The sequence below is a fragment of the Ruminococcus sp. RTP21484sp1_RTP21277st1_D2_RTP21277_210401 genome, assembly GCF_040924225.1.
Taxonomy (GTDB): domain Bacteria; phylum Bacillota; class Clostridia; order Lachnospirales; family Lachnospiraceae; genus Blautia_A; species Blautia_A faecis.
The window spans coordinates 38,119-63,718 of record NZ_JBCOMJ010000028.1 but is presented as its reverse complement, the minus strand read 5'-3'; the positions used below and the strand labels follow the sequence as shown (position 1 = coordinate 63,718).

28 protein-coding genes are annotated in these 25,600 nt (G+C 44.6%); all 28 read right to left on the bottom strand.

The features are described 5' to 3' along the window. Positions 1-121: 121 nt before the first annotated feature. The 28 genes from AB5706_RS17130 to AB5706_RS16995 all read right to left on the bottom strand — a co-directional run bounded on the left by AB5706_RS17130 (position 122) and on the right by AB5706_RS16995 (position 25,562). On the bottom strand, positions 122-1,456 hold the full coding sequence (locus tag AB5706_RS17130; RefSeq protein WP_087308392.1) for a recombinase family protein: 1,335 nt from the start codon (positions 1,454-1,456) through the stop codon (positions 122-124). Further along, positions 1,401-2,681 carry a recombinase family protein gene (locus tag AB5706_RS17125; RefSeq protein ID WP_158420910.1) on the bottom strand — a complete coding sequence of 427 codons (1,281 nt, stop codon included), beginning with the start codon at positions 2,679-2,681 and terminating at the stop codon, positions 1,401-1,403. The genes AB5706_RS17130 and AB5706_RS17125 overlap by 56 nt, the downstream gene beginning before the upstream one ends. Further along, positions 2,672-3,088 (bottom strand): recombinase family protein, encoded by a 417-nt coding sequence (locus AB5706_RS17120; RefSeq protein ID WP_155176900.1) that lies wholly within the window; start codon positions 3,086-3,088, stop codon positions 2,672-2,674. Before AB5706_RS17120 ends, AB5706_RS17125 begins: the two co-directional genes overlap by 10 nt. A gap of 167 nt (positions 3,089-3,255) precedes the next feature. Continuing rightward, positions 3,256-4,743, bottom strand: a complete 1,488-nt coding sequence (locus AB5706_RS17115) for an N-acetylmuramoyl-L-alanine amidase (RefSeq protein WP_244092971.1) — start codon at positions 4,741-4,743, stop codon at positions 3,256-3,258. Position 4,744: 1 nt separating this feature from the next. Further along, positions 4,745-5,164, bottom strand: a complete 420-nt coding sequence (locus AB5706_RS17110) for a phage holin family protein (protein WP_155176898.1) — start codon at positions 5,162-5,164, stop codon at positions 4,745-4,747. A 71-nt stretch (positions 5,165-5,235) separates the two neighbouring features. Next, positions 5,236-7,728 carry a glycosyl hydrolase family 18 protein gene (locus tag AB5706_RS17105; protein WP_416390010.1) on the bottom strand — a complete coding sequence of 831 codons (2,493 nt, stop codon included), beginning with the start codon at positions 7,726-7,728 and terminating at the stop codon, positions 5,236-5,238. Further along, the gene (locus AB5706_RS17100; RefSeq protein WP_155176896.1) at positions 7,701-8,282 is read right to left on the bottom strand and encodes a hypothetical protein; all 582 of its coding nucleotides are present in this window, start codon (positions 8,280-8,282) and stop codon (positions 7,701-7,703) included. Before AB5706_RS17100 ends, AB5706_RS17105 begins: the two co-directional genes overlap by 28 nt. A 2-nt stretch (positions 8,283-8,284) precedes the next feature. Beyond that, positions 8,285-8,485, bottom strand: coding sequence for a hypothetical protein (locus AB5706_RS17095; protein ID WP_135990351.1), 201 nt, complete (start codon positions 8,483-8,485; stop codon positions 8,285-8,287). Between the two features lie 12 nt (positions 8,486-8,497). Next, positions 8,498-11,041, bottom strand: a complete 2,544-nt coding sequence (locus AB5706_RS17090; RefSeq protein WP_158420909.1) for a phage tail spike protein — start codon at positions 11,039-11,041, stop codon at positions 8,498-8,500. Then, positions 11,041-11,814, bottom strand: a complete 774-nt coding sequence (locus AB5706_RS17085; protein ID WP_155176894.1) for a distal tail protein Dit — start codon at positions 11,812-11,814, stop codon at positions 11,041-11,043. The genes AB5706_RS17090 and AB5706_RS17085 overlap by 1 nt, the downstream gene beginning before the upstream one ends. A 14-nt stretch (positions 11,815-11,828) precedes the next feature. Beyond that, entirely contained in the window at positions 11,829-14,456 is a 2,628-nt protein-coding gene (locus AB5706_RS17080; protein WP_173727941.1) for a phage tail tape measure protein, read from the bottom strand. Between the two features lie 188 nt (positions 14,457-14,644). Continuing rightward, positions 14,645-15,058: a hypothetical protein gene (locus tag AB5706_RS17075; protein WP_021869604.1), complete on the bottom strand. Its 414-nt coding sequence runs from the start codon at positions 15,056-15,058 to the stop codon at positions 14,645-14,647. Between the two features lie 35 nt (positions 15,059-15,093). After that, positions 15,094-15,708 (bottom strand): major tail protein, encoded by a 615-nt coding sequence (locus tag AB5706_RS17070; protein WP_173727939.1) that lies wholly within the window; start codon positions 15,706-15,708, stop codon positions 15,094-15,096. Positions 15,709-15,724: 16 nt separating this feature from the next. Beyond that, positions 15,725-16,078 (bottom strand): hypothetical protein, encoded by a 354-nt coding sequence (locus AB5706_RS17065; protein WP_021869606.1) that lies wholly within the window; start codon positions 16,076-16,078, stop codon positions 15,725-15,727. Next, positions 16,075-16,506 (bottom strand): hK97 gp10 family phage protein, encoded by a 432-nt coding sequence (locus AB5706_RS17060; RefSeq protein WP_021869607.1) that lies wholly within the window; start codon positions 16,504-16,506, stop codon positions 16,075-16,077. Before AB5706_RS17060 ends, AB5706_RS17065 begins: the two co-directional genes overlap by 4 nt. Further along, the gene (locus AB5706_RS17055; RefSeq protein ID WP_021869608.1) at positions 16,494-16,820 is read right to left on the bottom strand and encodes a phage head closure protein; all 327 of its coding nucleotides are present in this window, start codon (positions 16,818-16,820) and stop codon (positions 16,494-16,496) included. The genes AB5706_RS17060 and AB5706_RS17055 overlap by 13 nt, the downstream gene beginning before the upstream one ends. Beyond that, positions 16,820-17,095, bottom strand: coding sequence for a head-tail connector protein (locus tag AB5706_RS17050; protein ID WP_368366206.1), 276 nt, complete (start codon positions 17,093-17,095; stop codon positions 16,820-16,822). The genes AB5706_RS17055 and AB5706_RS17050 overlap by 1 nt, the downstream gene beginning before the upstream one ends. A 17-nt stretch (positions 17,096-17,112) precedes the next feature. After that, positions 17,113-18,309: a phage major capsid protein gene (locus tag AB5706_RS17045; RefSeq protein ID WP_021869610.1), complete on the bottom strand. Its 1,197-nt coding sequence runs from the start codon at positions 18,307-18,309 to the stop codon at positions 17,113-17,115. Between the two features lie 14 nt (positions 18,310-18,323). Beyond that, a complete protein-coding gene (locus AB5706_RS17040; protein ID WP_155176890.1) occupies positions 18,324-19,040 on the bottom strand; it encodes a head maturation protease, ClpP-related in 717 nt (238 codons plus the stop codon). Continuing rightward, positions 19,037-20,347 carry a phage portal protein gene (locus AB5706_RS17035; RefSeq protein ID WP_021869612.1) on the bottom strand — a complete coding sequence of 437 codons (1,311 nt, stop codon included), beginning with the start codon at positions 20,345-20,347 and terminating at the stop codon, positions 19,037-19,039. Before AB5706_RS17035 ends, AB5706_RS17040 begins: the two co-directional genes overlap by 4 nt. Positions 20,348-20,428: 81 nt before the next feature. Beyond that, positions 20,429-21,976 (bottom strand): terminase large subunit, encoded by a 1,548-nt coding sequence (locus AB5706_RS17030; RefSeq protein WP_021869613.1) that lies wholly within the window; start codon positions 21,974-21,976, stop codon positions 20,429-20,431. Beyond that, entirely contained in the window at positions 21,976-22,455 is a 480-nt protein-coding gene (locus tag AB5706_RS17025) for a phage terminase small subunit P27 family (protein ID WP_021869614.1), read from the bottom strand. The genes AB5706_RS17030 and AB5706_RS17025 overlap by 1 nt, the downstream gene beginning before the upstream one ends. Positions 22,456-22,528: 73 nt before the next feature. Then, a complete protein-coding gene (locus tag AB5706_RS17020) occupies positions 22,529-22,705 on the bottom strand; it encodes a DUF5049 domain-containing protein (RefSeq protein ID WP_021869615.1) in 177 nt (58 codons plus the stop codon). Continuing rightward, positions 22,705-22,884, bottom strand: a complete 180-nt coding sequence (locus tag AB5706_RS17015) for a hypothetical protein (RefSeq protein WP_021869616.1) — start codon at positions 22,882-22,884, stop codon at positions 22,705-22,707. The genes AB5706_RS17020 and AB5706_RS17015 overlap by 1 nt, the downstream gene beginning before the upstream one ends. Before the next feature lie 41 nt (positions 22,885-22,925). Further along, positions 22,926-23,120, bottom strand: a complete 195-nt coding sequence (locus AB5706_RS17010) for a DUF4314 domain-containing protein (RefSeq protein WP_330603116.1) — start codon at positions 23,118-23,120, stop codon at positions 22,926-22,928. Then, positions 23,113-23,616: a gamma-glutamylcyclotransferase family protein gene (locus AB5706_RS17005; RefSeq protein ID WP_173727935.1), complete on the bottom strand. Its 504-nt coding sequence runs from the start codon at positions 23,614-23,616 to the stop codon at positions 23,113-23,115. The genes AB5706_RS17010 and AB5706_RS17005 overlap by 8 nt, the downstream gene beginning before the upstream one ends. Positions 23,617-23,699: 83 nt before the next feature. Further along, positions 23,700-24,641: an amidoligase family protein gene (locus AB5706_RS17000; RefSeq protein WP_009320868.1), complete on the bottom strand. Its 942-nt coding sequence runs from the start codon at positions 24,639-24,641 to the stop codon at positions 23,700-23,702. 162 nt (positions 24,642-24,803) lie between these two features. Next, positions 24,804-25,562: a phage terminase small subunit P27 family gene (locus tag AB5706_RS16995; protein ID WP_173727933.1), complete on the bottom strand. Its 759-nt coding sequence runs from the start codon at positions 25,560-25,562 to the stop codon at positions 24,804-24,806. Positions 25,563-25,600: the final 38 nt, after the last annotated feature.

Sequence of the window (25,600 nt, the reverse complement as noted above, 5' to 3'; positions counted from 1 at the left end):
GGACATATTCACTTGTTTTTTTGCCCAAATCACCATTTTTACATTACGTTCAAACATTTTATTCATTTTTTGCAAAACAAAAAGCCGATCAGGAATCGCAACTCCCAATCGGCATCTTTTCTTACTCCTCTTCATTTTTACATTCAATCTCCGTTCCGTCCAGGAACACCACCAACAATGTTCCATCCTCAAAAACCTTGATGTGGTCCAGTGTTTTCAGCATGAAGTCCGTATCCATCTCTGTCAGAGGTTCTGCTCCATCGGTGTATTCTATGAACTTCTCTGCCCGATAACCTTCCAATAGGTTCTCGCTCTGCAGCTGTTCTGTCCACTGCTCCATGAAATCCTCTCGGTTCTCCACCAATGCGTTCCAAGCCATCAGATAAGCCTTTATCAGCGTTTCTTCCTCCACATGGCGATTGACACATCCCATGACTCCTTTGACCTTGTACCGTTCACTGCATTGCCATACCTTACGGTCAACACCCGTGCTGCTCCGCCAGCCTTTCCGTGCAAAAACCTTATTGCAGTCTCCGCAAATTATCTTGGATGCAAATGGATTGCTTTCCGGCCGGTGGGAATAGGAGTTTGTCCCATGCTCCTCCAGATACTTTTTCCTGCGTTTTATTTCAAGCTGTACACATTCCCATATCCGCTTTGAAATGATGGCATCATGGTCATCCTCCACATAAAACATCTGAATTTCCCCTTTGTTCTGCGTCCGTTTCTTGGTGAGGAAATCCACCGTATAACTTTTCTGCAGCAAGGCATCACCCTTGTATTTTTCATTTTCCAACATACTCATTAAGGTTGTGGACTGCCACTTCGTACCGCCATCCCAATTTTTCACGCCTTCTCGTTCAAAAATCCTCTTGATGTAATCGGTTGTTTTTCCGTCCAGGAATTCCTGATACAACCGAATTACAATCGGCTCCTGTGTCCTGTTGATTACCAGCTTCCCCGTTTCATCCGTATCGTAGCCAAGAAAACGCTTTGTACTCATTTTGTGTTTTCCTGTTTCAAACCTTCTACGGATTCCCCATGTGCAGTTCTCTGAAATGGACCGGCTCTCATCCTGTGCCAGTGAGGAAAGAATGGTCAGCAGCACTTCGCCCTTTGCATCGAGGGTATTGATATTTTCCTTTTCAAAAATAATCCCTATCCCTAAATCTTTCAATTCTCGCACATAGTTCAAGCAGTCCAGCGTATTTCTTGCGAATCGGGAAATGGACTTGGTAATAATCATGTCTATTTTCCCCGCCCTGCAATCAGCAATCATGCGGTTGAATTCATCCCTCTTTTTGGTATTGGTTCCCGAAATTCCTTCATCCGCATAAGTCCCTGCATATTCATAAAGAGGATTTTCGCTAATATAATTTGTGTAATAATTGACCTGATTCTCATAGCTTAATAACTGTTCTTCTTGGTCGGTTGACACTCGGCAGTACGCTGCCATCTTCAATTTCTGCACTGACTGTGCTGTTCCTGATTCCGCAGTCAAAATCTGCTTTGCTGGTATAACAGTAATGTTTCTTGCCATTTTTAACCACCTCCTCAATCACTGTCTGTTCCGTAATGTTCAAACCTTGCAATTCGGCATCATCAATCCTTATCCCTTTACATGCCTTGACTCCTTTTTCAATGTAGGTACTGCAAAGCCATTGGATTTTCTTCTTGTAAACCTGTCTGCGCCGGAGTGTTTTTCCGCAGTAAGGGCAAATCAGCATTCCGCTTAAGGGATAGCGGTTTTGGAACTTCATTGTGCTGTCCTGCCCGATATTCCTGTCACGCTTTCTCTGTTCCCTGACTTCCTGCACCTTTTCCCATACCTCCGGCGATACAATTGGTTCGTGATTTTCCGAAATGTAATAACTCTGCACTTCTCCGTTGTTTTTCCTTGTATGGTTTCTTTTGTTTTCAGGGGTGTAATACTTCTGCAGATGAAAATCCCCTTTGTACTTTTCATTGCAAAGCATCCCATTGATGGTCCCGCTCTCCCATGTTGTTCCCGTCACTGTTTTCACGCCCAGGTAATCAAGCAGCTCCCCAATCCTTGACGAGCCGACATTCAGCAGATAAAGGTCAAAAGTCAGACTGACAATTTCCGCTTCCTTTCTGTTCACAATCAAATCTCCATATTCGTTTTTGTCATAACCGAGGAAGCGGGATGTGGTAATCATCACTTCTCCTCTCTCAAACTTCTTCCGAATGGACCATTTATTGTTTTCACTCATGCTTCTGCTTTCTTCCTGTGCAAAAGAAGCGAGGACGGCAAGCATCATCTCACCGTCCCCTGATAGAGTGTTAATGTTCTGTTCTTCAAAAAAAATACCGACACCCAGTTCCTTCAGTTCCCTTGCGAACTTTAGAACGGTGACGGTATTTCTAGCAAACCTCGATATGGATTTTGTAATAATTAAGTCAATCTCTCCTGCCCTTGCCTTTTCCATCATTCTCTGGAACTGTGGGCGGTTCTCACAATAACCGGATATGCCCTGATCAGCAAATACTCCGATAAATTCATATTCCGGATTTCCGGTAATCATTCTCTCATAAGTTTCCATCTGGTTTTCAAGAGAGTCTTCCTGTCTTCTGCTGTCTGTGGAAACTCTGGCATAAGCACAAACCCTTTTCTTTTGTAAGACCGAAGCTGGTCGTTTGTTAATCACTTTTACTCGCACGTTACATCACTTCCTTCAAAAAACCTTTTCTTAAACTCTTGAATTCTTCGGAAAATGGCCTGCGCATCCTCTACCTTGTCAATACACACCACTTCCACATTTTTCTTACTGCAAATCAGCATGAACTCCATAAACTGTCCCCAGTTACGGGCAATCGTGGCAGCCCTCATGGTAACCACCACATCTATCTTCTTTGCTGCGATTTCCGCTTTCAGACGATTAAATTCTTTTCTGTTCGGGTCGGCTCCTGAAGCTTCCTCAAAGAATATCTGCAAATCCCATTTCTGTTTTCCATATTCTTCTTCCAACCGTCTCATTACATCGTCCAGATATTTTTCATAGTCTCTGTCACGATGGTTGACTCTGCAGTAAAAAGCTACTCTATTTATCGTTCCTGCAATCACCATATAAATAAGTACTCCTTTCGTTTTTGGTAGTATATAAATCACTCTAAATCCCTGTAAAGTCAAGCAATTCTACGGTTTCCACCCACTCTTTTTTCACTCTGTCCAAACTTGTCAGGAGCCGAAAAAAGCAGCCGGACAGAAACCTGTTGTCTCTGTCCGGCTTGCTTCTAAACCCTCTCGGTATAATCCAGTGAAATCCATCCGTCACGATTTTTCTGATAAGATTTCAGAAGCCCCCAAAGGCTCGCACCCTTGCCTTCTGCTTCTTCCACAATAGTGAAAGCACCTTTTCCGGTGTACTTACCTGTTTTATCGTAGTCTGTTCCCGGACCCTTGCGGATGTTCAAATCTTCGATGGATACTCTCACAAGATACGGTGTAAATGTATCATTGGAATAAATCACTTTACCTGATTCATCAAATACGGAATATCCCTCATTTTCATCCGCACACCTCTTGGCATTTTCCAAACTGTGAAATGCACCCTTCTGTGTGGCGGCATCTGTCCATGTCTTACGCACACGATACCAGACTTCCTCCGGTTCTGTTGTCTCGCTCTTAATTCCAATCATTGTATTTAAGATTGTAATAATCTTTGCACCATATCCGGCTCCTGCTGCCCACCCCTTTCCGTCTGGATTTTCTTTCTGTCCAAGCCACTCCACATATTCCGCACAGCCTCTTGTGACATACTTAAAGCGTGGATCAACACATTCACTCTTTAAATCCACTGTGGAAGCATAGGCTTTCAAATGCTGAACCTGCGCCCTGATACCAAGCTGTGGTGTATCAAAGGGATTTCCTTTCATTCCATTTGAAGTCACTCCCATGCCGCAGAAATTATTCTGGTCGAGTGTAACTGCAGAACCGGAGAATCCAAAATTACCTGTTTCCAGACAGGACTGTGCAAAGGCAATATCACCACGGACACCCTCTGCCTTTCCTTCCAAAAGATAAAGCGGAATCATATCAACAACCGACTGTGCAACATCTGGATTCTTTTCTTTAATATAAGCTGTCATCTGCTCCACCGTTGCCACTGCGTTACCCATAATCTTTGTAAGAGCAGTTTCTTCCTTTTTCGTTACTCCATAATAGGAAGCAATACATTCTGCTTCCGCTTTGGCGAGCTTCTGCAGATTACTGTCACTGGAAAGCCATTTTGTTGCTCTTGTATTGGTATGGAATGAATGCTCCAGAATAATACCCGGTGTTCCTACCGCATTTGCTCCACGAAGCACTCCATAGTATTCTCCGTTTGTACCCTGACGTGTTGCGGTTCTTCCACTCTGTGCAGTTCCCATCACTGCCTCCACAACCTTTGCCAGCTTTAGACCAATATCCGTGCTGCTTCCATTTAAAAGGACATATGCCACCGGATAATCCACATTTTCGTTTACACCATTGCCTACAGCATTGGAATGGACAGAAATAAAGAGGTTGCAGCCCTTGGAAGCCGCACCTCTTTCATACAATGCTCTGTCCGTATTCTGATTTGTCCTTGTGGTTACCACACCGATACCAAATGCCTCCAACTCCTTCTTAAGATAATTATGAAGTTTCCAAGTCATGTCCGACTCATAATAAGACGAAACCGCAGGGCTGCGGTTGTATTTACCGTAATGCCCTGCGTCCAGACATACCTTTATTGCCATATTACTCATCCTCCTTTTTCTCATCAGCTTCTTCGTGCAGCTGCTCCAATACCTCTTTCAGCTTCTTTGGAACCGGAAGTCCGATAAGGGCAACATTCTCAATAATGGAAATTCCCTCATTGGATAAGTAAAAGAAAATGACTGCGGTGCGGAGTACACTTCCGTTCTGGATGACCTGCGTATCAAGCACATGGCCGATACCTACCAGACAGAAGATTGCCACCTTTTTGCAGATGCCTTTAAAACCAACCTCGCTGGATACCTTTTTCTGTACGAATGCTGCCATAAGCCCGGTGACATAATCGATGACCACAAACATAAGGAGTGCATACAGAAAACCATCCAATCCTCCAAGAAACCAACCCATAAAGCCTCCTATTCCTGCAAATACATACTGCACTGTTGTTACTGCCTGTCTCATAACTGTTACCTGCCTTTCTTTGTTTTTTGGTATGAAAAAAACAGCCCGCAAAAGGCTGTTTGATTCCAAAACTATATCTGATCTGGCATACTGTCCCATAACCTCATATCTTCCTGACCAAGACTCCATATTGCAATCCCTGACACGCCATAGGTGTATGCTGCTTCATTTGCCCAATAGACAATACTGTCCACATCGGAGTAATACATAATAGAAAAACCATCCGCATCTCCAAGATACATCCTCGAAAGCCAGACATTCAAATCATGTGGTACTACCTTCATTTCATAATCGTTGCCACATTCCAGTGACATTTCATGGGAATGGAAAAAGTCGTAATCCATAGAAATATCCTGGCTTCTTGTGCTGATTTCCTCCACATCAGAATTGACACGGAACAATTCAAATTCATTATCCCATGAAATTCCGGTACGAGTACATCTTCCAAAAGTAGTCTGCTTTCCATCCGGGAAGGTAATATCAAAACACTCATAAGGTTCATAATACCATGCATCACCCAGTCGCAAGAGGTCACACACCACTCCCTTCTCCGCCATGAATCCCACATATCCAGTTTCTGCAGTAATGGTTGCTGTAAACCTTAGTGTGTAGGCAGCACCGGAATATACTCTTACCTTATTTCCACGGATTCTCATTTCCACGGTATATAGGCTTGGATTACTCCGTAAATCTGCATTTGAGGTCTTACTGAAAGAAGATGCATAGCTGCCAAGTTTCTTACTTCCCTGATACAATTCCACACACTGGGTATCGTAATTTATACAGCAGAAAATGCTTCCAAGAAACACTCCTGCCTTACCACCTCCCGATGATTTAAAGGCAAATCTCGCCCTCACATGGATTTCAGAAAATCCGGTGTAATCCAGTGCTAGTTTTCCACTGCCTTCCAGCTGCGAATACTTACGGACACGGTCAGAACTTTCATCCTTCCAAATCTTCCACGAACCGTCAAGCACTGTAAAATAGTTGGTAGGGATTTCTGAATAATCACAGAAATCTTCATACCATACAAGCGCACTTTCCGGCTTTCTGCGAAGTACCTCTGCAGTAACCTTAAATGCCCTATCGGGTTGTACCATTTCTCCGTTCACATCCATGAATTTTCTTGGCTTCAATCCATAGTACACTTCCCCGGCAGTCGCTTTCTGTGAAAAATCCGAACATACCCGAAAGCCATAAAAAACCACCCCAGGCACTCCACCGGACACAGTAATGGTGTGCTTTCCTGCTGACAAGCTGACTCCACTTTTTAATATCCTCCAGAATTTTTTTCTCCAATATAAGAAATACATCCTTGATTCCGACAGCATCTGACTGTCCCCATCAAGACTGATTCCGATGCTATTCTTATCCCATCTTGGATAGACTATCTCAACTGCCACATCATATGTTCCGGCTGTTGGTACTTCAAATGTGTATTTCAGCACCGCTTCTTCATCCAAAACAGACGCATATCCTTCCCCAATGACTGCATTGCCAGAATAAGAATCCGGCACACCATCTCTGTCAACGCTGATTGTTCCAAAGGATACCTCCTGCTGTTTCAGATAGGTTGTAAGATATTTTCTGCCACTATAGGTTTCTTGCTTTGTCGGCTCTGCTATTTCCCTGCTCGTATCCCATCCTTCCATGAAGTCATACACCTGAAGCAGTCCCCAAGGGACCATATCCGTCCAATCCCAATAAGAAAAGAACGGTATAAATGGTTGCGGTGGGGCATCCCCTGTATGATTATATAAGCCCTCCATCCAATATTTCGCAGCATAATAGGTAAGGCTTGTTCCCCTATAAGTCGTGCCAAGATTCTCCGTAGTATCGTATATCTGCCATCTCCATCCATATCCAGGAAGTCCCATCATGATTTTGTCCGGGTTCATTGCATTGGCAGCATAACTGTAGATGCCTTCAAGCCAGCTTCTCGGAGATACCGGTCCCGGTGCTGAACCCGCCCAACTCATACCATAACTCATGATTGCTGCTGTGTCGCAGTATGCATCCAAATCGGCATACACGCACCAATTCTCGCCGCCAACCGAACCGCCAACACTGGTCATACCCGGAAGGCAGATATTTACATGAAGGTTTGCTCCCTTTGCTTTTACAGTAGAGTAAATCCGTGAGAACAGCGCATTTGCCTTTGTTCGGTTCGCCAACTCCCCTCCACGTTCCAAATCAATATCTATCCCGGAACACCACGGATATTTGTCAATAATTCTCACGATTTCTGAAAGGAACGTATCCTGTGCGCCATTCGTATTCTCTCTGAGTGCTGTAAAAATAGATGCAGTACCATGATTCATAATGGTCAGAAGCCATTTAATATGTGGCCACTTCTTCACATAAGGAAGGATGGTACTGACCGCAGTTCCCGTCTCGCTGATTGTTCCATCTGCTGAAACCTCAAAGGTAAAAACACCAACATGAGACAGCTTATTTCCTTTTTCTCTTAACACCTGATGCATTCTCGTATTTCCCATGAATGTCCATGCCATGACATTTCGGTTACTTGCCCTTCTCACATCCGTTTTCCTCCAATCCCGTATGCCATCTCCTGAAAAGACATGCGTACAAGTGCTGACTTCCTGTCCTTTACTTTAATCTGATGTTTACTATCCCCTGCTGCCGAATAAGAATAAAATCCATCAGCCCTAATCCTGCTTCCATTCCTTGTTGCCACCCTTGCATCAGCATTAATTTCAACAACATCATCTTCCAAAAAACCACTCTGCAGAGTCAGCTTGTGACTTCCGTAATTATGAGCCACACTCATGTCTCCTGCTGCCATCGTATCTTTTGGAATGATGTGATAATTCAGCCCGGCTGATACTTCTCCGTCATTGGTAATCACTGCTGTAACACCGGAACGGACAATCCCATTAAAAAAGCGGACAGGTGTTATCTCCCCATCCACACGTTTTTTCTGCAAAAGTTCCAGATTATTTACCACATACCCGGTCAGCCATTTACCTTCCTGAAACATGATATCTGTTATATAAAAGGTTCCGGTACAATTCTCTAAAATTACATTTACGGTAGCCTTTGCCACCTTCTTTTCTTCATGTGTATTGATTGTTCCGGCAAATCGAATAAACTCCATCCTCACACCTCCTGTGCATCAAAGGTGTACCTCTGTTCTGACACATGGGAAACCCATGCGGTTGCTACCGAACCGCCCTGCAGCATAACATCCGTAAAACGCACGGTTCCTGTACAGTCCTGCACCACTACCCTTACCGTCAGTTTTTTCACTTTTTCTATTCCGGTAACACTGACCGCTCCTGCCGACCTCGTAAAATACATGGTGCATTCCTCCTAATACAACTCTACAAATCTTGTTTCTTCCGAACCATCCTCATATTCAATGATAAGTTCAATGCCAACCCTTCCATTCGCTCCCTTTTTCAGATTTTCAGTTACTATGCTTGCCGATACTGTGTAGCTGCTTCTGGTAGCCGGATATACTTCCTGTGACAGTGTTTTTGTGGTATTCAACGCTCCCACACACTTAAAACTTGCATTGCCGGAAGCACCGTTTTCTCCATCCACCTCAAAACCTGAATTCTGCCAATAGCTGAATCCATCATCTGCTCTGGAATTCAGCAGATGGTTGTTTACCACCAAATCCTTCATCTCCTGTCTGTCCAGCAAATCCGATGAGGAAAGAGTATCTGCTGCCTTCTCCCACGAAGCAGATGAATCACCCAGTTCTTTTAACTTGGTGGAAAGCTCAATGACTGTCTTCCACGGCTCTTGCACGTTATAATCCATACGAATAATTCTCGTGCTGATTCGGATTCCCAAATCCTTATCATCCACGGTTACCACATCTCCGATACCGAAACTCTCATGCTCCCACCCAGTCAGTACAGACAGATCCATTACCTGTATGACATAAGAAATACTCGGCTTAGAATAATCTGCCAGTCGCATTTCGGTATATTCAAGCATCTGATATGGATTGGTAAAAGAGGAACAATCAAGCGTTGATACCCTGATTTCTGAAGAATACTCCGTATTCTCCACATATTCCTTTCCATTATTGATACTTGCAAAGGTCATACCATCTGCACCATAAGCATAGAGTCTTGTCACAAGACTTCTGGTATCCACCACCCGCTGTATGGATTTCATATTTTTACGATAGGCAAACACAGCACCACTGTTACTTCCAGATTGTGTCAGAAGGCTGACCTGTTTATTTACATTGTCAAACTCCAAATCACCACCATAAATGGACTGAATGGTACGAAGCATGGAAAGGGCATTTTTATCCGTGGACTGCCAGGAACGTTTCGTTGATACCGTTATTTTTCCAACACTCCATCCGGTTCCCTGCAGTGCATAAGCCATCGGCTTTTCTGCGGTTTCCGCTTCATATGTCTGTTCACTTTTCTTTTCAGAATATGCAAGGTCATAAAACGCAGCTTCCGCATAAATGCTCGTTACCGTCTTTCCGTCCTCACCCTTATCATCCGTGACTGTTCGGATACGGTAAATATCCTTAGTAATCTGCAGTTTCTTTTCATTATCGAGATATGATCGCTTCCCATCTTTGAATGGAATAGAAAATTCCAAATAGTCAGAACCGTTCAATTCACTCGTAACAATAATGTCATAGGCATTTTCTAATACTGCTTCCCTGATTCCACCATCACTTAACACCACCGGCCTTGCATATCCCAATTTAGAATAGGGGGCCTTTGGTGTCTCGTATATCTGAATTGCACTCAGTTCCGGTGTCATAGACGTATCTGTTGTAGAAAGCGTCATCTGTATCTGAATGTATCTTAAATTTGGAGATTGTATCACTCCATCCGTTCCAACCGCTTCCCAATCTGAAAAAGATACATCTTCCAAAGAGTCAGATGTTCTTGTTTTGACTTCCGAAATGGATGTAATCCCTGCATCCACCGTACCGACAAGCTGTATCTTTCCCTCTCCGGCAAGACCACCTTCCCCAAGGTCTAAAATCCTTGTATAAAGGACACCGCTTTCTGCATATACACCGTCCGTCTGCTTTAAGGTCACACTGCCCGGATTTGATATGGCATCCACAGACGAGTCCACATCTGCACCATTTGCTAACAGACCGGAAAGAAAGTGTGCTTCCAAATCATCAATTGTCAGATTAGAATCCGTTTCATAAAACCAATCATCAAATCCTCCGGCAAAGTAGTAACTGTCTGCATACATTCCCATGACGATATCTGCAGTACAGGAAGGATTCAGTTCCCCGGTAAAAGAACGAATTGCTGTCTTAAACACATCCCCTGTGCTTCTGTCACAAACAAGGCTTTGTACAGTCTTTGCCTCCAAATCAATGACCGTTCCAATAAAATACGCACCATTGTTTTGCAGCACCACCCCCATCGGGTCTGGCTCGATAACGTCATAAATCAGCGTACCAGAAGCATCATAAAGCATATTTCGCAATCTTCCTGAACGAAGGGAAAGATAAAACAGAGGATTTCCCGGACCGCTTCTGGTACTGAAAATAGGTACAAATGTTGTCCCTACCGAATAAGTAGTTGGGTATATCCACCCTCCTGCCACGATTCTCTTTCCCAATTCTGTGAAGAAATCCCCTGTATTCGTTGCCCTTAGATGTGTTTTTTCCGTTGCTGGATTTACGGTATTGAACCGAAAAAATTTCCCAAGTTTTCCGGCACGGGTAGATGCTGTTGTTCCCGACCATCCATTGATGGTAAAATTTCTCGCATGACCGGACGAATCGTGTAGCGTTGTATCATCACCACTCGGTGAATCATTCATTTTCCACTGTGCCTGTGTATTGGCTGTTTTCCGAAATTCGCCTGTGAAATCTTCGGTTGCATTTACAAGCAGTTTTAATCCCATTACACCCACCTGCTCCTTCCCTGTATCGTAAGTTCCGTAAAGGTTGCACCACTTACAGAAACCAGAACCTCATTACCGCCCGGATTCAGTTCCGGGAACACCAACTCATCAAGCTGTGAAAGAGCGTTCCGCAATGTTACCCCGGTATTGGAATCCACAACTTTAGCCGTCAGCTTTGCCGTATCAAGTACAAAGGTTTCTCCTTCCGCAAGTTTTCCTTTTACACGAACCAACTCCCCATTTACTTCGATATCCACATAAGAAGAGGTGCTGTCCATAATCGCTTTTAATTCAAAAATCGGTTCAGATATAAGATTTCCCTTTTGTCTGTTTACAGTGGTCTTGCCCTCTGCTGCGATAGAAAACACCTCATCCTCTACGGCATAACCGAATGGATCAGGACAGATAAACTCCAAAGAAAACGTACCTGCTGTCCGTGATACTCTTTCCATGCTGATTTCCGTATTCAGTCTCGCCATAAAATATCTGTCCGGATATTCATCAAAAATCAATGGCTGAACCCCTCTATACGGATTCAGCCACCCATTAATTTCATCTATTCTATGTACCAGAGCAGAAAAATCCTGCTCCGGGAACACGGAACATTCCACCGGAATGATACGCTCAGAATACTCCATTCCAAAATCCAGTATCCCTGACCTTCCCGGTATGCTTTCCGTATTATTTCTAAAAGCCGGAAGCATGGGATATCCCGTAATTCTTGCTTTCAGCTTTTTTTCCTTCGAATGAATTCCCTGAAATGAAAATCCCATGCTTCTCCTCCTTCTTAGGTGATTGGTATAATTCCCTGTGCCCTCGTTCCCGACTGCATCAGGTTATACAGTCCCTGTGATACCTTTCGAATATCATCCTCACTTCGTACTACCATCTGTGCTACACTCACAAGCGGGCCGGTATAAGTAATCACCGTTCCGCCACTTCCCGAACCGGAAGTCTGTGTATTCGCTCCCACCCTTGCATCTACATCAAAGTCTGTAGGAATGGCATTGTTAATATCCTTTGACACCTTATCCATTTCATCTGTGAAGCCCTCGCCAAGACCTTTGGCCATGTTGTCACCAATTCCAGCAAACACACGGGATGGTGAATGGATACCGAGCAGGCTCTTGATACCGCCAACGATATCCCCAACAAAACTGGAAATCTTGTTCTTTACCCACGAAATCATGGAAGAAACACCACTCCAAAGTCCGGTCACGATATTCTTTCCGACACTCACAATAGAGGTCGCAGCTTTTCCAATACCGGAAATAATGGCTGTCACGATTTGAGGTAAACTTGCCACCAGCTGTGGTATCGCCTTAACCAATCCAACCGCCAGCTGAACCACCAATTTAACACCCATCTCAATAATCTTAGGCAGATTTGTGGTTATGAAATTGATGATGGACGAAATAATCTGAGGCAAAGCAGCCACCAATTTCGGCAGTGCATTCAGAAGTCCCTGGGCTAATCCGGTAATGATGGAAAAAGCGGCATCCAGAATTTTATCCATGTTGTTCAGCAAAGTAGTGCATATTAAAATCACCGCATCGACTATGGTCGGAATCAACTGTGGCAGTGCCTCTCCTATTCCGGTTGCCAGTGTGACAATCATCTGAATCGCAGCATCGACCAACTGTGGCAAATTCGCTAAAATTCCGTTGACCAGTGTAAGCACCAACTGCAAAGCGCCCTCGGTTATCTGAGGAAGGGCGGCTATCAGTGAATTCAGAATAGTCAGCACAATATTTGTCGCAGATTCAATCAAAATCGGCAGATTTTCCAGAATCGCACCTCCGATAGAGGTCACGATATTAAGTCCCAACTCAAGGAACATCGGCATCTGCTCTGTGATAATGGCTGCCACATCTCCTATGGCTGTTCCAATTGCCACACTTATCTGACTGAAATCTCCGTTTGCTTCATTGATTGCATTTCCCAGTGTGGAAAATACATCTGTTATTCCTGCGGACATCTGGCTTACCGTTGGTAGGAACACACCCTCAATGGAGCGTTTCGTTCCCTCCAATGCAGAATCCAAATCCGCATATTTTATTTCATTAATTTGTGACAGGGCATCATAGCTTGCAGCCGCCCCATCTTTCATCCCGGCAAGCACGGGAAGTACATTTGCCTGTAAATCTTCAAACTGTGTACCGAACAGTTTAACCGCAGCCGTGTTCTTTGCTATCGGGTCATCCATATTATTTAAGGTATTCACAACTTCGAAGAAGGCCTCCTCGGCACTCTCTCCTCCGGCAGCAAACCGTTTCGTCATTTCATCTGCATTCATCCCAAGTGCCTGAAATGCTTCTATAGTTGTATTGCTTCCGTCCTTTGCCCTTAAGTTAAATTCCTTAACGGCATCACCGACTTTATCAATGGAGAAAACACCTGCTTCTGCACCATTGATAAGTCCGGTAACAAACTGATCCGCTGACAATCCCAATGCGGAATACTGTGCGGAATATTCATTTAAGGTATCGAGTAAATCCCCGTTTTGGTCTGCACCATTCTGTGCGCCGACTGCAATGATGTTATATGCTTCCTCTGCTGTCACACCAAAGTTCTTCATCAGTGCATTGGCAGCACGAGCCGATTCCTGCAGATCATATCCGAAGGTATCACGCAAAGCAAAACCGGACTCTGTGGCTTTCTGTAACTCATCCCCCACAAGTCCGGTTGTTTTCTGTACAATGGATAATCCCTCTGCTACATCCTCAAGGCTGTCACCGAAATTATTGGTATAGACCTTCTGTGCGATTGCACCAAGTTCCTCTAATTCCGTGCCTGTTGCTCCTGTGGATGCGGATATCTGATTGACAGCCTTATTATATTCATCACCCAGTTTTACCAGTTCCACGCCTGCTGCCACAACGGCAGCACCAATGGCAGCTGCCGCTGCTGCGATAGCCGTACCGACTCCTGCGACAACAGAACCGACCTTTTCGAACTTACCGGATGAATCCTCTGCCACATCTCCGCTGTCTGAGAGTGATTCTGCAAAATCATCCGTCTGTTCTTCTGCTTCCTCCATCTCCTGTCCCAGTCTGTCAATGGCATCCTCATTAGCTTTCAATTCAGACTCCATTTTATTCAAATCAGCCTGTGCATTGTTCAGCTGTATCTGCCAGCTTCTGGTTCGGCTATCCGCTTCCCCAAAAGAAGAGGAAGCATTTTCAAGTGCCGCCTGTAAAGTCTGCACCTTATTTTTCTGTGCTTCTATCTCCTTCGTCAGCACACCGTTTCTTGCACTTAAGGACTGGATGGATTTATCGTTTTTATCAAATTGCGATGTGACAAGGTTCATTTCTGAACCAAGCACCTTAAAAGCGGAGTTGATTTCCTTTAGGGCATTTTTAAACTCCTTCTCGCCCTCAACTCCCATCTTGACACCGAAACTCTCAGCCATCCAAACACCTCCTTAGATGCCTTCCGGTATGATATCCTCAATGAAAACCTCCCTCTTAGGCTTTGCAATTCCAAGAAACTGTTTGTGAAGTTCCCATTGATCCATAAGTTCGCCAAGCGGTGTCAAAAGCACTTCCTCTTCCGGTTTCCGTAACTGTGTTACTCCGATATACACGAACCGGGCAAAGCTCACTTCTGGTGGCTCTGCCCGGTCTGTGCGTTTCCCTTTTCATTTTTCTCCGGCATGGATTCCACATGACGCTTCGTGCCTTTTAACATTGCTGCCATGATTGCATCCTTATATTCTGCCAGTTCATACGGATTGGTAAGAAGTTCTATTTCATCTTCTGTAAGAAGCGGTTTCGGTTCATCCCTGTGCTGTAAATTATGGATGAGGATTTCCTGATTTGCCAACAATGCAATCAGCCAAATAACCTCTCCCAACGATTCCTCCATCGTTGCATTCTTTAACAGCTTGTCACCGAGTTTCTCCAAACCGCCATACCGCTTGGTAATATCCTTTGTTGCTTTGGTGGTAAGAATCAGCTTGTGTTCCACACCACCGATTGTAATAACCTGACTTCTATCTTCTATACTGTACATACTGCTTCTCCTTTCAAATCCCGGTTACCCGGTTTCTATGCATCCTCTTCCGATACATTTGACGCTTTAGTTGTATAAGCAGGCTCGTAAACCTCTTTATACCAGCTTCCGATAGTTGTTGTATTTACACCGGAATCATCCTCACTGACCTCCGCTTTCCACGGATGTCTGCCCTTTCCGTCCACCTTATTTCTGCGCATTACCGTTCCTTCAATGCTTGGTGTCTGGAAGTTTATGGATTCTCCCTTTGTTTCCAAATTGGTAGCCGGAACCGCAAACTTCACACGGTATAACCAGAAATAACGGTATTTTCCGTTTGCCTTCTTTGCTCTGAAGCCGACTGCTACAGGCTTACCGTCGTCTTCCGATGTGGAAACCAGTACACCATTGCTGTCAATCTCTGCACCTGTCAGTTCTGATGCTGCGGAAAGTCCGATGTCATCCACACCAAGTGTCAGTGTGCCAGAATTGAATTCCTTGATGATCTGTGCAATTCCATCATCCGCATACAGCACTGCTTCTGCAAGTTCTACAGACAACTCCACAGAAATCGCTTTTGCAAGCTGCACCGGAGTACCATAGGTTTCCTCCTCGTTTTCATCCTCTGTAATAGGCGCATAAAATAATTTATCAAGACCGATGGTTGCCATTGGCAAATCCTCCTTCCTATTCGCTTATTCCCATTACTTCAAAAATGTAATGGTGGTATTTTGTTTCTTTTTCAAACTCCATATATTTTCTGGATGTAATCGTAATGTCTGCATCCAGGAGCCTTGTAGTAATCTCATCCCTCATCTTCAGATAATTTCCTTTACAGTAAAGTGCCAGTTCAACTTCCTCTGTCTCCACGATTGGTCGGTCATCTGCACATACAGGGAAATCATCCGTTCCGGGTATGATTACCAAAAAAGTATCCGGTTGTTGAGGTTTTCCTTCCTCATCATTAACCGGATACTCCGAAACTGTCACTTTCAGTTTCATAGGTTCTAATGCCTTTATGATTCGGCTGTTCAGACTCATAATTTCTCCACCTCCGAATCCAATGCTTCCTGCATCTTTTTGATGCATTCCTTCTTCGCCTTTCTGCCGGCCGGCTTCGCCCACGGCTTGGCTGGCTGATTAGAACGACCATGTTCCAAAACAGCAGCTTTCAGTGGGTTGGGTACTCCTTTTCTGTCATAACCGATACAGCCCACCTTTATGTTCCAATTCCCATCTGCAGACTGGTAAGGTTTCGTAACAGACAGAGACTCAAGCAAATCACCTGTTGATTCCGATGGTTCTTTTGTCGCCTGACCAATAACGGAAGAAAGACTCTGTTTCGCAGCATCGTACAATGGCTTTACCCCTTCTTCCAATACCGCACTTGTGACTGCATCATAATAGCTGCCCAGTGCTTCCATCTTTCGTATGGTTTCTTCCGGCAGTTTGAATGTCATCTTTGCCATCGCGCCACCTCCCTCGCCATAATGGTAAGCATTCCGCTCCGCTTATCTCCAAGCACGGACTCAATTTCAAAAATTCTGTCCCCGTGTTTTATTCTCATGGTAGATTTAATTCCTGAACGAAATCGGATGTATATTTTATTTGTGATTTCTGCAGTCTCTCTGTTGGAAGCCATATACTCTTTACCGGAAACGGGAGCGATGTCTGCCCATACCGTATGGACTGTCATCCACTCCCTTGTTTCAAACCCGTCTGCATCCTGTGTACTTTTATAATCCTGTATTTCTATGCGGTATCTCATCCTTCCGACCTGCATCAGAATTCCTCCTTCCGCACACTGTACAGCAGAAATTTAAGCATCCTAGTCAACTCCTCAAAGTCTGCCTTTTCCCTGTTTTCATATAAATAGGTCACAGCATAACGAATTCCAACTTTCACAATCTCCGGCACTTCTTCCATTTCATCAAAATCTGTTCTTACAATATCCTGGCACAGACTTTCTGCTGTCTCCAAAAGCGTCTGAATGAGGGCATCCTCTTCCGTGCCATCCAAACGCAGATATAATTTCGCTTCATCCACGGTCACAAGCATACCCTCATCCCCCTATCTTACGCAGACTTCATACTAAGCAGTTTCACAGCTTCAGGAAGAATCAGCTTTCCATCCACTCTCTGGCTTGCAAGGAAACCGACCTGTCCTGTGGTTGCATAAAGTTCATTCAGACGTTTGAAGCTTCTGCCCTCACGGTCTGCAATCCAGTAATAAGAAAAATCACCGAATGCAAGAGGTGTGGCTCCTGCTGCCACTTCCGGTGCAAATGTGGAAGTGTAATAAGGACGGTTCAAAATCATATCCGGTACACCTACAGACACAGAAGGCTGCCAGATATAATTACCGTTGGAATCCTTTAACTTACGTAGTGCCTTAACTGTGGAATCATTCAAAATCCATTTAGCCTTCTTACGGTAAGGAGCCTTTAATGAATAGAACAGATCCATGACATCATCAAATGTGATGTTGGCAGTCGTAGTTGTTACACCAACTTCTCCACCTCCGGTGGCATTGAAAATACCGACAGGTTTTCCGGCACCGTCACCAACAAAGAATGCTTCCTCTTCCTTTGTGGAGATACGTCTTGCAAACTCTTTCACGATATATGCCTGAACGTCAAATATACTATCATTTAAAAGTTCATCCGATACTTTAATCATGGTAGCAAGTTTATATGCTCCGATAGATGTCTGACCAAAGCTGTCATCAGATTCAGGGAACTGTCCGTTCTCGTCAATCCATGCTGCTTCGCCCTTACCCGTAACAATCGGAATCTTGCGGTCACCGCTGGAAGTTCTGATTACGGTTGCAAGGGAACGGAAGAAACTCTCCTCTTCCAGTCCTTCCACCAATTTTCTTTCAAACTCATCCGGCACCAGATAACCGCCCTCGGCATCTTCCCCGATGGAAAGTGCATTATTGACATCGTAATAGTTCTTCTTACGCATCGCATTCCAGAATGCAGTCTGGTATTCAGCAGATGCACGTCCGCTCCCCTTATCCCCCGGCTTCATGCCCGGCTTATCCTTGATTGGTTCGGAAGTAGCCTTTGCCAGTTCCGCATCAATGGCAGCCTGTCTCTGCAATCTCTCGATTTCTTTACCGAGTGCCACCACATCCGCTTCCATTCTTTCGTAAGTCGCATTGTCCTCTGCAGAAATCAGACCATCACTGCCCCTTCTGGAATCCAAAAATGCCTTGGCAGTTTCCCATGCTTTCTTTCTCTTTTCCATTAATTCCAATACTGTACTCATATTCATTGCCCTCCTTATGGCTTTAACAGACTGAGCCGCTTTTCAAGCTCGCTAATGTTTACCTTTTTCTCCGGCTTTCCGGGAATCAGCTTATTAAAAAAGGAATTGGTAACAGCCGACCTTGAAAACAGGATGGCTTCCAATTCCTCTTCCTTTTCTTCTTCCTTTTCTTCCGAATTTTCCTCTTTTCCCTTATCAAAGAGAACTTCATCCGCAAACCCAAGTTCCACAGCTTTCTTTGCATTGAACCAGGACTCTGCATCCATCAGATGTGAGATTTTCGTGCGGTTCAATCCGGTTTTGATTTCATAGGCATTCATAATGGATTCCTTGACTTCATCAAGCATCTCAATTGCCTTTTTCATCTCTGCTGTATCTCCAATGGCTATCGTAGCCGGGTTGTGGATCATCATCATTGCCACCGGACTCATCAGCACCTTTGTTCCTGCCATTGCAATCACGGAGGCTGCCGAAGCAGCAAGACCGTCAATCTTCACAGTCACATGACCTTTATAGTCCATCAGCATGTTGTAGATTTGGGCAGCTGCAAACACATCACCGCCCGGACTGTTTATCCATACGGTAATATCCCCTTCGCCGGATAACAGTTCGTCTTTAAATAACTTAGGGGTAACCTCATCCCCGTACCATGTTTCATCTGAGATTTCTCCATTTAAAAAGAGGGTTCTTTCCCCCTCATTTCTGACCCAGTTCCAAAACTTTCGTTTCATCGTAGACCTCCTCTGTTTCTATTGTCTGGTGGTTGCTGCGGTTCGGTTTCCTCTGACGTGCTTTTCGTTCCCTCTTTGGCAAATGCTCCTGCATCCTTCAGCTTCGTCATCGCACCGTTCACAAGATACAGATTGCCACCTTCCTCTTCCGGTAATGGATTCATATCTTCCATTTCACGGATATCGTTGGTCGACAGCCAACCATTCTGTCTGCCGATGGCGTAACCATTCATTCGGCTCTGATAATCTCCACGGAGCAGACCGTCCACATTCAACTTTATAAAAAACTCTTTTTTCTCTTCCGGCAGAAAAAGGGATTTTTTAAGTGCCTGTTCCCATCGGATTACCCACGGGTCAAGTGTGTATTTCACAAATTCCAAGGACTGCTGCTCAATATTAGAAAAACTGCTCTTTTCCAAATCACCGACCATATGTGGCGGTATCCGAAACAGCCTTGCAATTTCGTTAATCTGAAACTTTCTTGTTTCCAGGAACTGCGCCTCCTCCGGTGGGATACCTATCTGCTGGTATTTCATCCCTTCCTCAAGTACGGCAATCTTGTGGGCATTGGTCGTTCCACGATACACTGCATTCCAAGAATCCCTTACCTTTGCCGGGTCTTTCAACACACCCGGATGCTCCAACACACCACCGGGATTTGCACCATTAGCAAAAAAACTGGCACCATATTCCTCACATGCCATCGTCATACCGACAGCATTCCTTGCCATTGCAATAGGTGAGTAACCGATAAGACCATCAAATCCAAGTCCGGGAATATGAAGCACATCCTCCTGCCTTAAGATGATATCTCCCATCTTTTTCATGTTGGGATTCTCATCTGTATAACGGGAATACACATAATACAGCACTCCATTACTGTCCCTCTCCACACTCATCTTGTTTGGAAGTAGCGGATACAGAGAAAGCACCTCGCCTTTCCCATTTCGTATGATCTGTGCATATGCATTTCCCCAAATTAAAAGATGACTCATCAGCGTTTCTCTGAACACAAATGAAATCATCTCCGGGTTTGGCTCATCATGGAGCAGCGTATAAAGCGGGTGGTCACAAACCATTTCCTTCCCACCGTCTTTGTATCGATATACATGAATTGGAAGCGATGCGATTGCTTCTGACAAAATCCTCACACATGCATAAACTGCAGTAGTCTGCATGGCTGTCATTTCATTGACGCTCTTTCCGCTGGTGCTTCGTCCGAAATTGAATGTATACTCACCATTGCTGTAATTCCGTACAGGCTTATCCCTCGCCTGACCGAAACCAAACAAACTTTTTATTCCCATCTGCTATCCCTCCAATGCCTGATTGATTGCTTCCCTTATGAGAAAGAAGCCTAATATGCTGACCAAAATCATGTCATCCTCCTAAAACACCAGAATTCCTCTGGCATCGTACACACTGCCATCACTTCCCTGATTACGGATTGCACGGTCAAGTGCCATGACGGTTGCGACTGCAGCATCAATTTTCTCTGTAGATTTTTCTTTATCCATTTTGATATTTCCGGCAGGGTCTTGTCTGACATACACGTTATCCATCATCCAACGGAGAACCTTATGCCCACCGTGGGCAATTCGCTCCTCAAGTGTCAGCTTCATAAGTTCCTTCGTTGGCGGACTCATATCCTTATACCCCTGCCCGAAAGGAACAACAGTAAATCCCATACCTTCCAAATCCTGCACCATCTGCGTTGCACCCCAACGGTCAAATGCAATTTCTTTTATGTGGTACTTCGTACCAAGTTCCTCTATAAATTTCTCTATAAAACCATAATGAATGACATTTCCTTCCGTGGTTTCCAGACTCCCTTCTGCTGCCCACACATCATAAGGAACATGGTCCCTTCTGACACGGAGTCTCATGTTATCTTCCGGTATCCAGCAGTATGGTAAAATGATGTATTTTTCTTCATCATTTCTTGGTGGAAACACAAGTACAAATGCCGTGATATCCGATGTACTCGAAAGGTCTAAACCGCCATAGCAGGTTCTTCCGATAAGTTCCTCCTCATTTACGGGGAATGCACACGAATCCCATTTATCCATCTGCATCCAACGGGTAGACTGTTTTACCCATTGGTTTAATCGAAGCTGCCGGAAGATATTCTCTTCTGCAGCATTTTCCCTTGCACTGATGTAAGCATTTCGAACCTTTTCAATATCGATGGTTTCTCCAAGGGAAGGATTGGCTTTATACCATGTGGCTTCGCTCGTCCAGTCATCCTCATCGGATGCACCATAAATCACGGGATAGAATGTCGGGTCAATTTTTCTGCCCTCTATAATGTCAACAGCTTTTTGGTGCTGTTCAAAGCAAATCGAATTTCTGTCTGTTCCGGCTGTAGTAATCAGAAAATATAAAGGCTGTGTTCTGGCATCACCGGAGCCTTTTGTCATAACGTCAAAAAGTTCTCTGTTCGGCTGTGCATGAAGTTCATCAAAAATAACAGCGTGTACGTTCAGACCATGCTTGGTATATGCTTCAGCTGATAACACCTGATAGAAGCTGTTGGTCGGTTTATACACAAGCCTCTTAACCGACATCACTGGTTTAATTCTCTTTTTCAAAGCAGGACACTGATCCACCATATCCACAGCCACATCAAATACAATAGATGCCTGTTGGCGGTCGGAAGCACAGCCATACACTTCTGCTCCCCATTCCCCGTCACCGCAGGTCATATATAATGCAATGGCAGCCGCCAGTTCCGACTTTCCATTTTTCTTCGGAATCTCACAGTAGCAGGTATTGTACTGCCTGTAGCCATTTTCCTTAACCGTACCAAATAATGTGCGGATAATCTCATCCTGCCAGGAGAGAAGTTCAAACGGAACTCCCCTCCATTTCCCTTTGGTGTGCTTCAGACAATTGATAAAGTTGACCGCATGATCCGCTTTTGTCACATCATACATTATCTGCCACCTCCCTTAATCAAGAGAAGTTCCATCTCATCACTTTCTTTGTCCTCAGCTGTATCTGCAACAATTCTGCTTCTCGCAGAAGGAGTAAGTCCGAACTGTTCACAAAATTTATTCATAATCTTAAGATAGGTCTGTGCAATGGATACCTGTGGCACCTGCTGCCAATAGCCACTCGGAGTCTTCACAATCGTTCCATGCTGCGTGATAAATTCCTCTGCTTCTTTCCACCTCGCATATGCCTGACAGTATCCGGCAAAGGCAGCCATATCAATCTCCGTGAGAATCCCCAACTGCTCCAGCTGCTTGCTCATCCTCTTCCATTCTTTTTTCGCTTCATCCTCAAGCCATGACGGACAGCGTGGTGCTTTCTTTTCAGGCTTCGGTTCGGCCGTATTAAGGCTTCTCTTGCCCGGATTGCCCTCCAACACCTTTACTGCCGTAGGCTTTGGCTTACGTCCTCTCTGTGCCACTGTCCTCACCTCCGTTTCATGGCATCAAAAAAAGGACTCCCGTAGGAATCCTTTGCTGTATAAATTGGTTATATTAACACTCGCCTGTTAGTATGAATTTTGCATAATCTCCCTTGTGTTCCTCAATGAAAATCACAAGTTCATAAAACTTCATCTCGTTTGCAATTACCTGAACCATATTGGTGTCAAACATATTGGTCCGCCCCGTAGCCCTGACAGCAAGTATCTGCTCTTTTATTTTTTCTGTCATCAGTCCACCTCATCCCTGCACTCAGTCATTCCCAGACAAAGCTGTGTATATATGGTGGCACATCTCTCCTGCTCGCTTCCTTCCGAACCTGCCATCGCTTTCAGGAAGAAGGCTTGTGCCTCCTCCCTTGACTGCCATGTATCCTTTTTCCCGTAGCAAATGGTTGTTATCTGCTCCATATCTGCCTCCTAAATTTTTCTGCATCGGTCTTCCCCATAAACTACATGAAGACTGCTCCGTTATCCCATTTAACCATTATGGAACCTGTGTCATCCACACCCCTTACTGTTCCTTCCGTTCCAATTGGCGGTGCTTGCATATCATCCATCCGCTCAAGAACCACACGGCATCCTTTAGGATACTCATTCCGCACCTTCTCCACTTCTTCTCTGCTTGGAAATCTCATGCTACTCATAATAATATCCGACCTCCTTCAGTAAATGCTGTCCGACTCTTTTTCCAACGCTGTCGTAAAGAGCCTGTTCAAGAACCGTCTGTTTAAATCCAAATCGGCAGTACCCCTCAAGGCAAACATCATAATAATGCTTTGTCGGGCATCCGAGCGGTCTGTCCTCATGCATGATATAAATAATTGCTTCCGTTCCACCGTTTACCTTCTCGCCAATAAAGGGTTGTATTTCCACCCTCATCATTTTCTTGTAATAAAATGATGGGCAACCTTCGTAGCGGTCGAGGTAATGTTCATCCCTTTCACTAATCCGCCAAACCAAAACCGGAACCGTACTTCCCTTCTTTGGCTCAACCGTCAGATAACTTCCTGACTGGCTTCCTTTGAAAAGAAGCTGATAATCCTTAAGTTCTGCTGTCCCCACATATACTGCATCGGGACATCTCTGTGCCATTTGTGCCATTGACAGGTTGCTGCCATAGGCTAAATAATATTTATTCATATTCGTCCATCCTTTCTGAAGGGTTCTTCCCTTCTACCACCTTAAGACCGCCGAAGCGGTCGGTGGCCTCAAAGCTGAATCCTTCAAGCTGCTCTGCCGTGTCTGAAGGCTGTATCCCCTTCAAGGTTTTTGGTAAGGATGTCTCTTGCTGTTGCAAATTCATCTCCGATGAAGCCGAGTCTCAAAAGCCATGTTCTCATTGCGTATTTTGGATTTTCAACCTGTGGCTGTTTCGGGCTGGCACTCGCTACCGTTTTCGCCATCTGGCTGAGTGCGAGGCAAAGCTGTATGTAACTCTTAAGTTCTCCTGCGTGTAAACCGCCCTTTCTTCCGTTGCCAGCGTTGGCAAATTGGAAGCATCTGAACTCGATGGTTTTATGTGTGAAGCAAGCGTGGTAATTCAGCATTCTGTATCTTGAATCGTTGTAATGCTGATTTCTGCTGCCCCATACTCCTTCGTACCAAATGTCTGCAAGCTGTTCCATTGTCTTTGGCTTTCTTCTGTTCAGCCTTTCAAGGAAGGAAGGGTCAACCGTTCTACAGTATCTGTTGATTCGGTTTCGGTCAAGTCTCATTGCGGAAATCAAAAGGCTTTCGTGGCTTGCCATGATGTTCGCAAGGTTTCTGAGGCTCTTTGGAGTGTGGCCATTCAGTCCGATGTGAATGTGTACTCCGCACATATGGGCAGGGTCGCTTTTTGCTCCCTTATGTCTCAGCTGTCTTAAAATCTCCTGCAAATCTGGAATGTCCTCGTAGGTAAGAATCGGTGTTCCAAGTTCTGCCTTCTCGTCATCGGAAGCTGCCTGAATGCTTGAATCTCTTGTGATTTTCCATTCTCTTCCCTTATTGTCCTTGCATGCCCATGCGCTGTAGCTTCCTCCAATGTACTTTACCGTTCCTTCGGTATGAAAATACTCTGCAATCGTTCTCGCTGCCTTTTCCCTTGTGATGTTGTACATCTCCACCTCAACCCCAATGGTCTGTTTTTTCATTTCCTCAATTTGGATTCTTGTTTTTTCGTTCATTCTATGTACCTTCCTTTCGGCTGTTTGTTTTCCCTTTCGGTAGGTACATATTCGCTCTAAAAGCACATATTATCCAGTTAATTCGGAGGCATAATGTACACAAATATTTACTGCTCATATCCATATGAAATTGTGTATTTTATGGCAAAATCCACCCCTCTGCTATTCAGCAGGTTCGGTGGATTTCTTACTGTTTCGTTCTTTCCATTTTTCCTTATCTTCCTCGGTTCGGAATGCGGTATGCCCTTTCAGTCTGGAAAGAAATACCTTCCTCGTGTCCTTTCCGTCCTTACCTCCAAGACCAATTCTGACAAGCCAGACTCTCATGTAATATTTTTCATTTTCTTCGATGGTAGCCTTTGGACTTACTCGCTTTGCTTCCTTTGCCGTCTTTGCCATACAAGCTGCCAATTCAGCATAGGCTCTCGCTTCATCCTCGTTCAGCAGAAATCCGCAGAAAAATATTCTGTCCTCCCCAAAGGCAAGCCCCTCTATACTTTCTTCTTCCGCAATCTGTATCACTTGCTCAAGCGGTATGTTTTCTTCCGCATCCAGTCTCTCTACCAGCTTATCGGAAATTCTGAATACCTCTTTTCCAACTGCTTTTTCCAAAAGGTACTGTTTGCTGTGAATCATGTAAATGAGGTTTTTAATACCCTCTGCTGTGAATCCCTCTATCGGAATCCCAATGTTAAGTCTGTCTGTTTCGCCTTCAGCAAAACCTCTCGCTACTAATTCATTCTGCATGGTAAGTGCTGCCTCCTCGGATTCGTGTTCCACGTTGCCATCACGATCCACTGTATACTCCCCGACCTTGTATCCAAAAGATGGTGGTCCCTGATATTTTGCTTTTACATTAAGGATTTCCTCCATCGCTTTCACAACGTCTTTTCTGTTTTCTGCTGTTGTTTTTACCTTCATTTGCTTTTCCTCCATTCAATTTGGTACTACATATATCA

Bases quoted from the DNA above. Each gene is read 5' to 3' on its own strand.
- AB5706_RS17130 (WP_087308392.1), bottom strand. From the start codon at position 1,456: ATGGCAGCGTACTGCCGAGTGTCAACCGACCAAGAAGAACAGTTATTA.
- AB5706_RS17120 (WP_155176900.1), bottom strand. From the start codon at position 3,088: ATGGTGATTGCAGGAACGATAAATAGAGTAGCTTTTTACTGCAGAGTC.
- AB5706_RS17115 (WP_244092971.1), bottom strand. From the start codon at position 4,743: ATGGCAATAAAGGTATGTCTGGACGCAGGGCATTACGGTAAATACAAC.
- AB5706_RS17110 (WP_155176898.1), bottom strand. From the start codon at position 5,164: ATGAGACAGGCAGTAACAACAGTGCAGTATGTATTTGCAGGAATAGGA.
- AB5706_RS17100 (WP_155176896.1), bottom strand. From the start codon at position 8,282: ATGGAGTTTATTCGATTTGCCGGAACAATCAATACACATGAAGAAAAG.
- AB5706_RS17095 (WP_135990351.1), bottom strand. From the start codon at position 8,485: ATGTATTTTACGAGGTCGGCAGGAGCGGTCAGTGTTACCGGAATAGAA.
- AB5706_RS17090 (WP_158420909.1), bottom strand. From the start codon at position 11,041: ATGGGATTAAAACTGCTTGTAAATGCAACCGAAGATTTCACAGGCGAA.
- AB5706_RS17085 (WP_155176894.1), bottom strand. From the start codon at position 11,814: ATGGGATTTTCATTTCAGGGAATTCATTCGAAGGAAAAAAAGCTGAAA.
- AB5706_RS17080 (WP_173727941.1), bottom strand. From the start codon at position 14,456: ATGGCTGAGAGTTTCGGTGTCAAGATGGGAGTTGAGGGCGAGAAGGAG.
- AB5706_RS17075 (WP_021869604.1), bottom strand. From the start codon at position 15,058: ATGTACAGTATAGAAGATAGAAGTCAGGTTATTACAATCGGTGGTGTG.
- AB5706_RS17070 (WP_173727939.1), bottom strand. From the start codon at position 15,708: ATGGCAACCATCGGTCTTGATAAATTATTTTATGCGCCTATTACAGAG.
- AB5706_RS17065 (WP_021869606.1), bottom strand. From the start codon at position 16,078: ATGAGTCTGAACAGCCGAATCATAAAGGCATTAGAACCTATGAAACTG.
- AB5706_RS17060 (WP_021869607.1), bottom strand. From the start codon at position 16,506: ATGGCAAAGATGACATTCAAACTGCCGGAAGAAACCATACGAAAGATG.
- AB5706_RS17055 (WP_021869608.1), bottom strand. From the start codon at position 16,820: ATGCAGGTCGGAAGGATGAGATACCGCATAGAAATACAGGATTATAAA.
- AB5706_RS17050 (WP_368366206.1), bottom strand. From the start codon at position 17,095: ATGCTTGTGACCGTGGATGAAGCGAAATTATATCTGCGTTTGGATGGC.
- AB5706_RS17045 (WP_021869610.1), bottom strand. From the start codon at position 18,309: ATGAGTACAGTATTGGAATTAATGGAAAAGAGAAAGAAAGCATGGGAA.
- AB5706_RS17040 (WP_155176890.1), bottom strand. From the start codon at position 19,040: ATGAAACGAAAGTTTTGGAACTGGGTCAGAAATGAGGGGGAAAGAACC.
- AB5706_RS17035 (WP_021869612.1), bottom strand. From the start codon at position 20,347: ATGGGAATAAAAAGTTTGTTTGGTTTCGGTCAGGCGAGGGATAAGCCT.
- AB5706_RS17030 (WP_021869613.1), bottom strand. From the start codon at position 21,976: ATGTATGATGTGACAAAAGCGGATCATGCGGTCAACTTTATCAATTGT.
- AB5706_RS17020 (WP_021869615.1), bottom strand. From the start codon at position 22,705: ATGACAGAAAAAATAAAAGAGCAGATACTTGCTGTCAGGGCTACGGGG.
- AB5706_RS17015 (WP_021869616.1), bottom strand. From the start codon at position 22,884: ATGGAGCAGATAACAACCATTTGCTACGGGAAAAAGGATACATGGCAG.
- AB5706_RS17010 (WP_330603116.1), bottom strand. From the start codon at position 23,120: ATGAGTAGCATGAGATTTCCAAGCAGAGAAGAAGTGGAGAAGGTGCGG.
- AB5706_RS17005 (WP_173727935.1), bottom strand. From the start codon at position 23,616: ATGAATAAATATTATTTAGCCTATGGCAGCAACCTGTCAATGGCACAA.
- AB5706_RS17000 (WP_009320868.1), bottom strand. From the start codon at position 24,641: ATGAACGAAAAAACAAGAATCCAAATTGAGGAAATGAAAAAACAGACC.
- AB5706_RS16995 (WP_173727933.1), bottom strand. From the start codon at position 25,562: ATGAAGGTAAAAACAACAGCAGAAAACAGAAAAGACGTTGTGAAAGCG.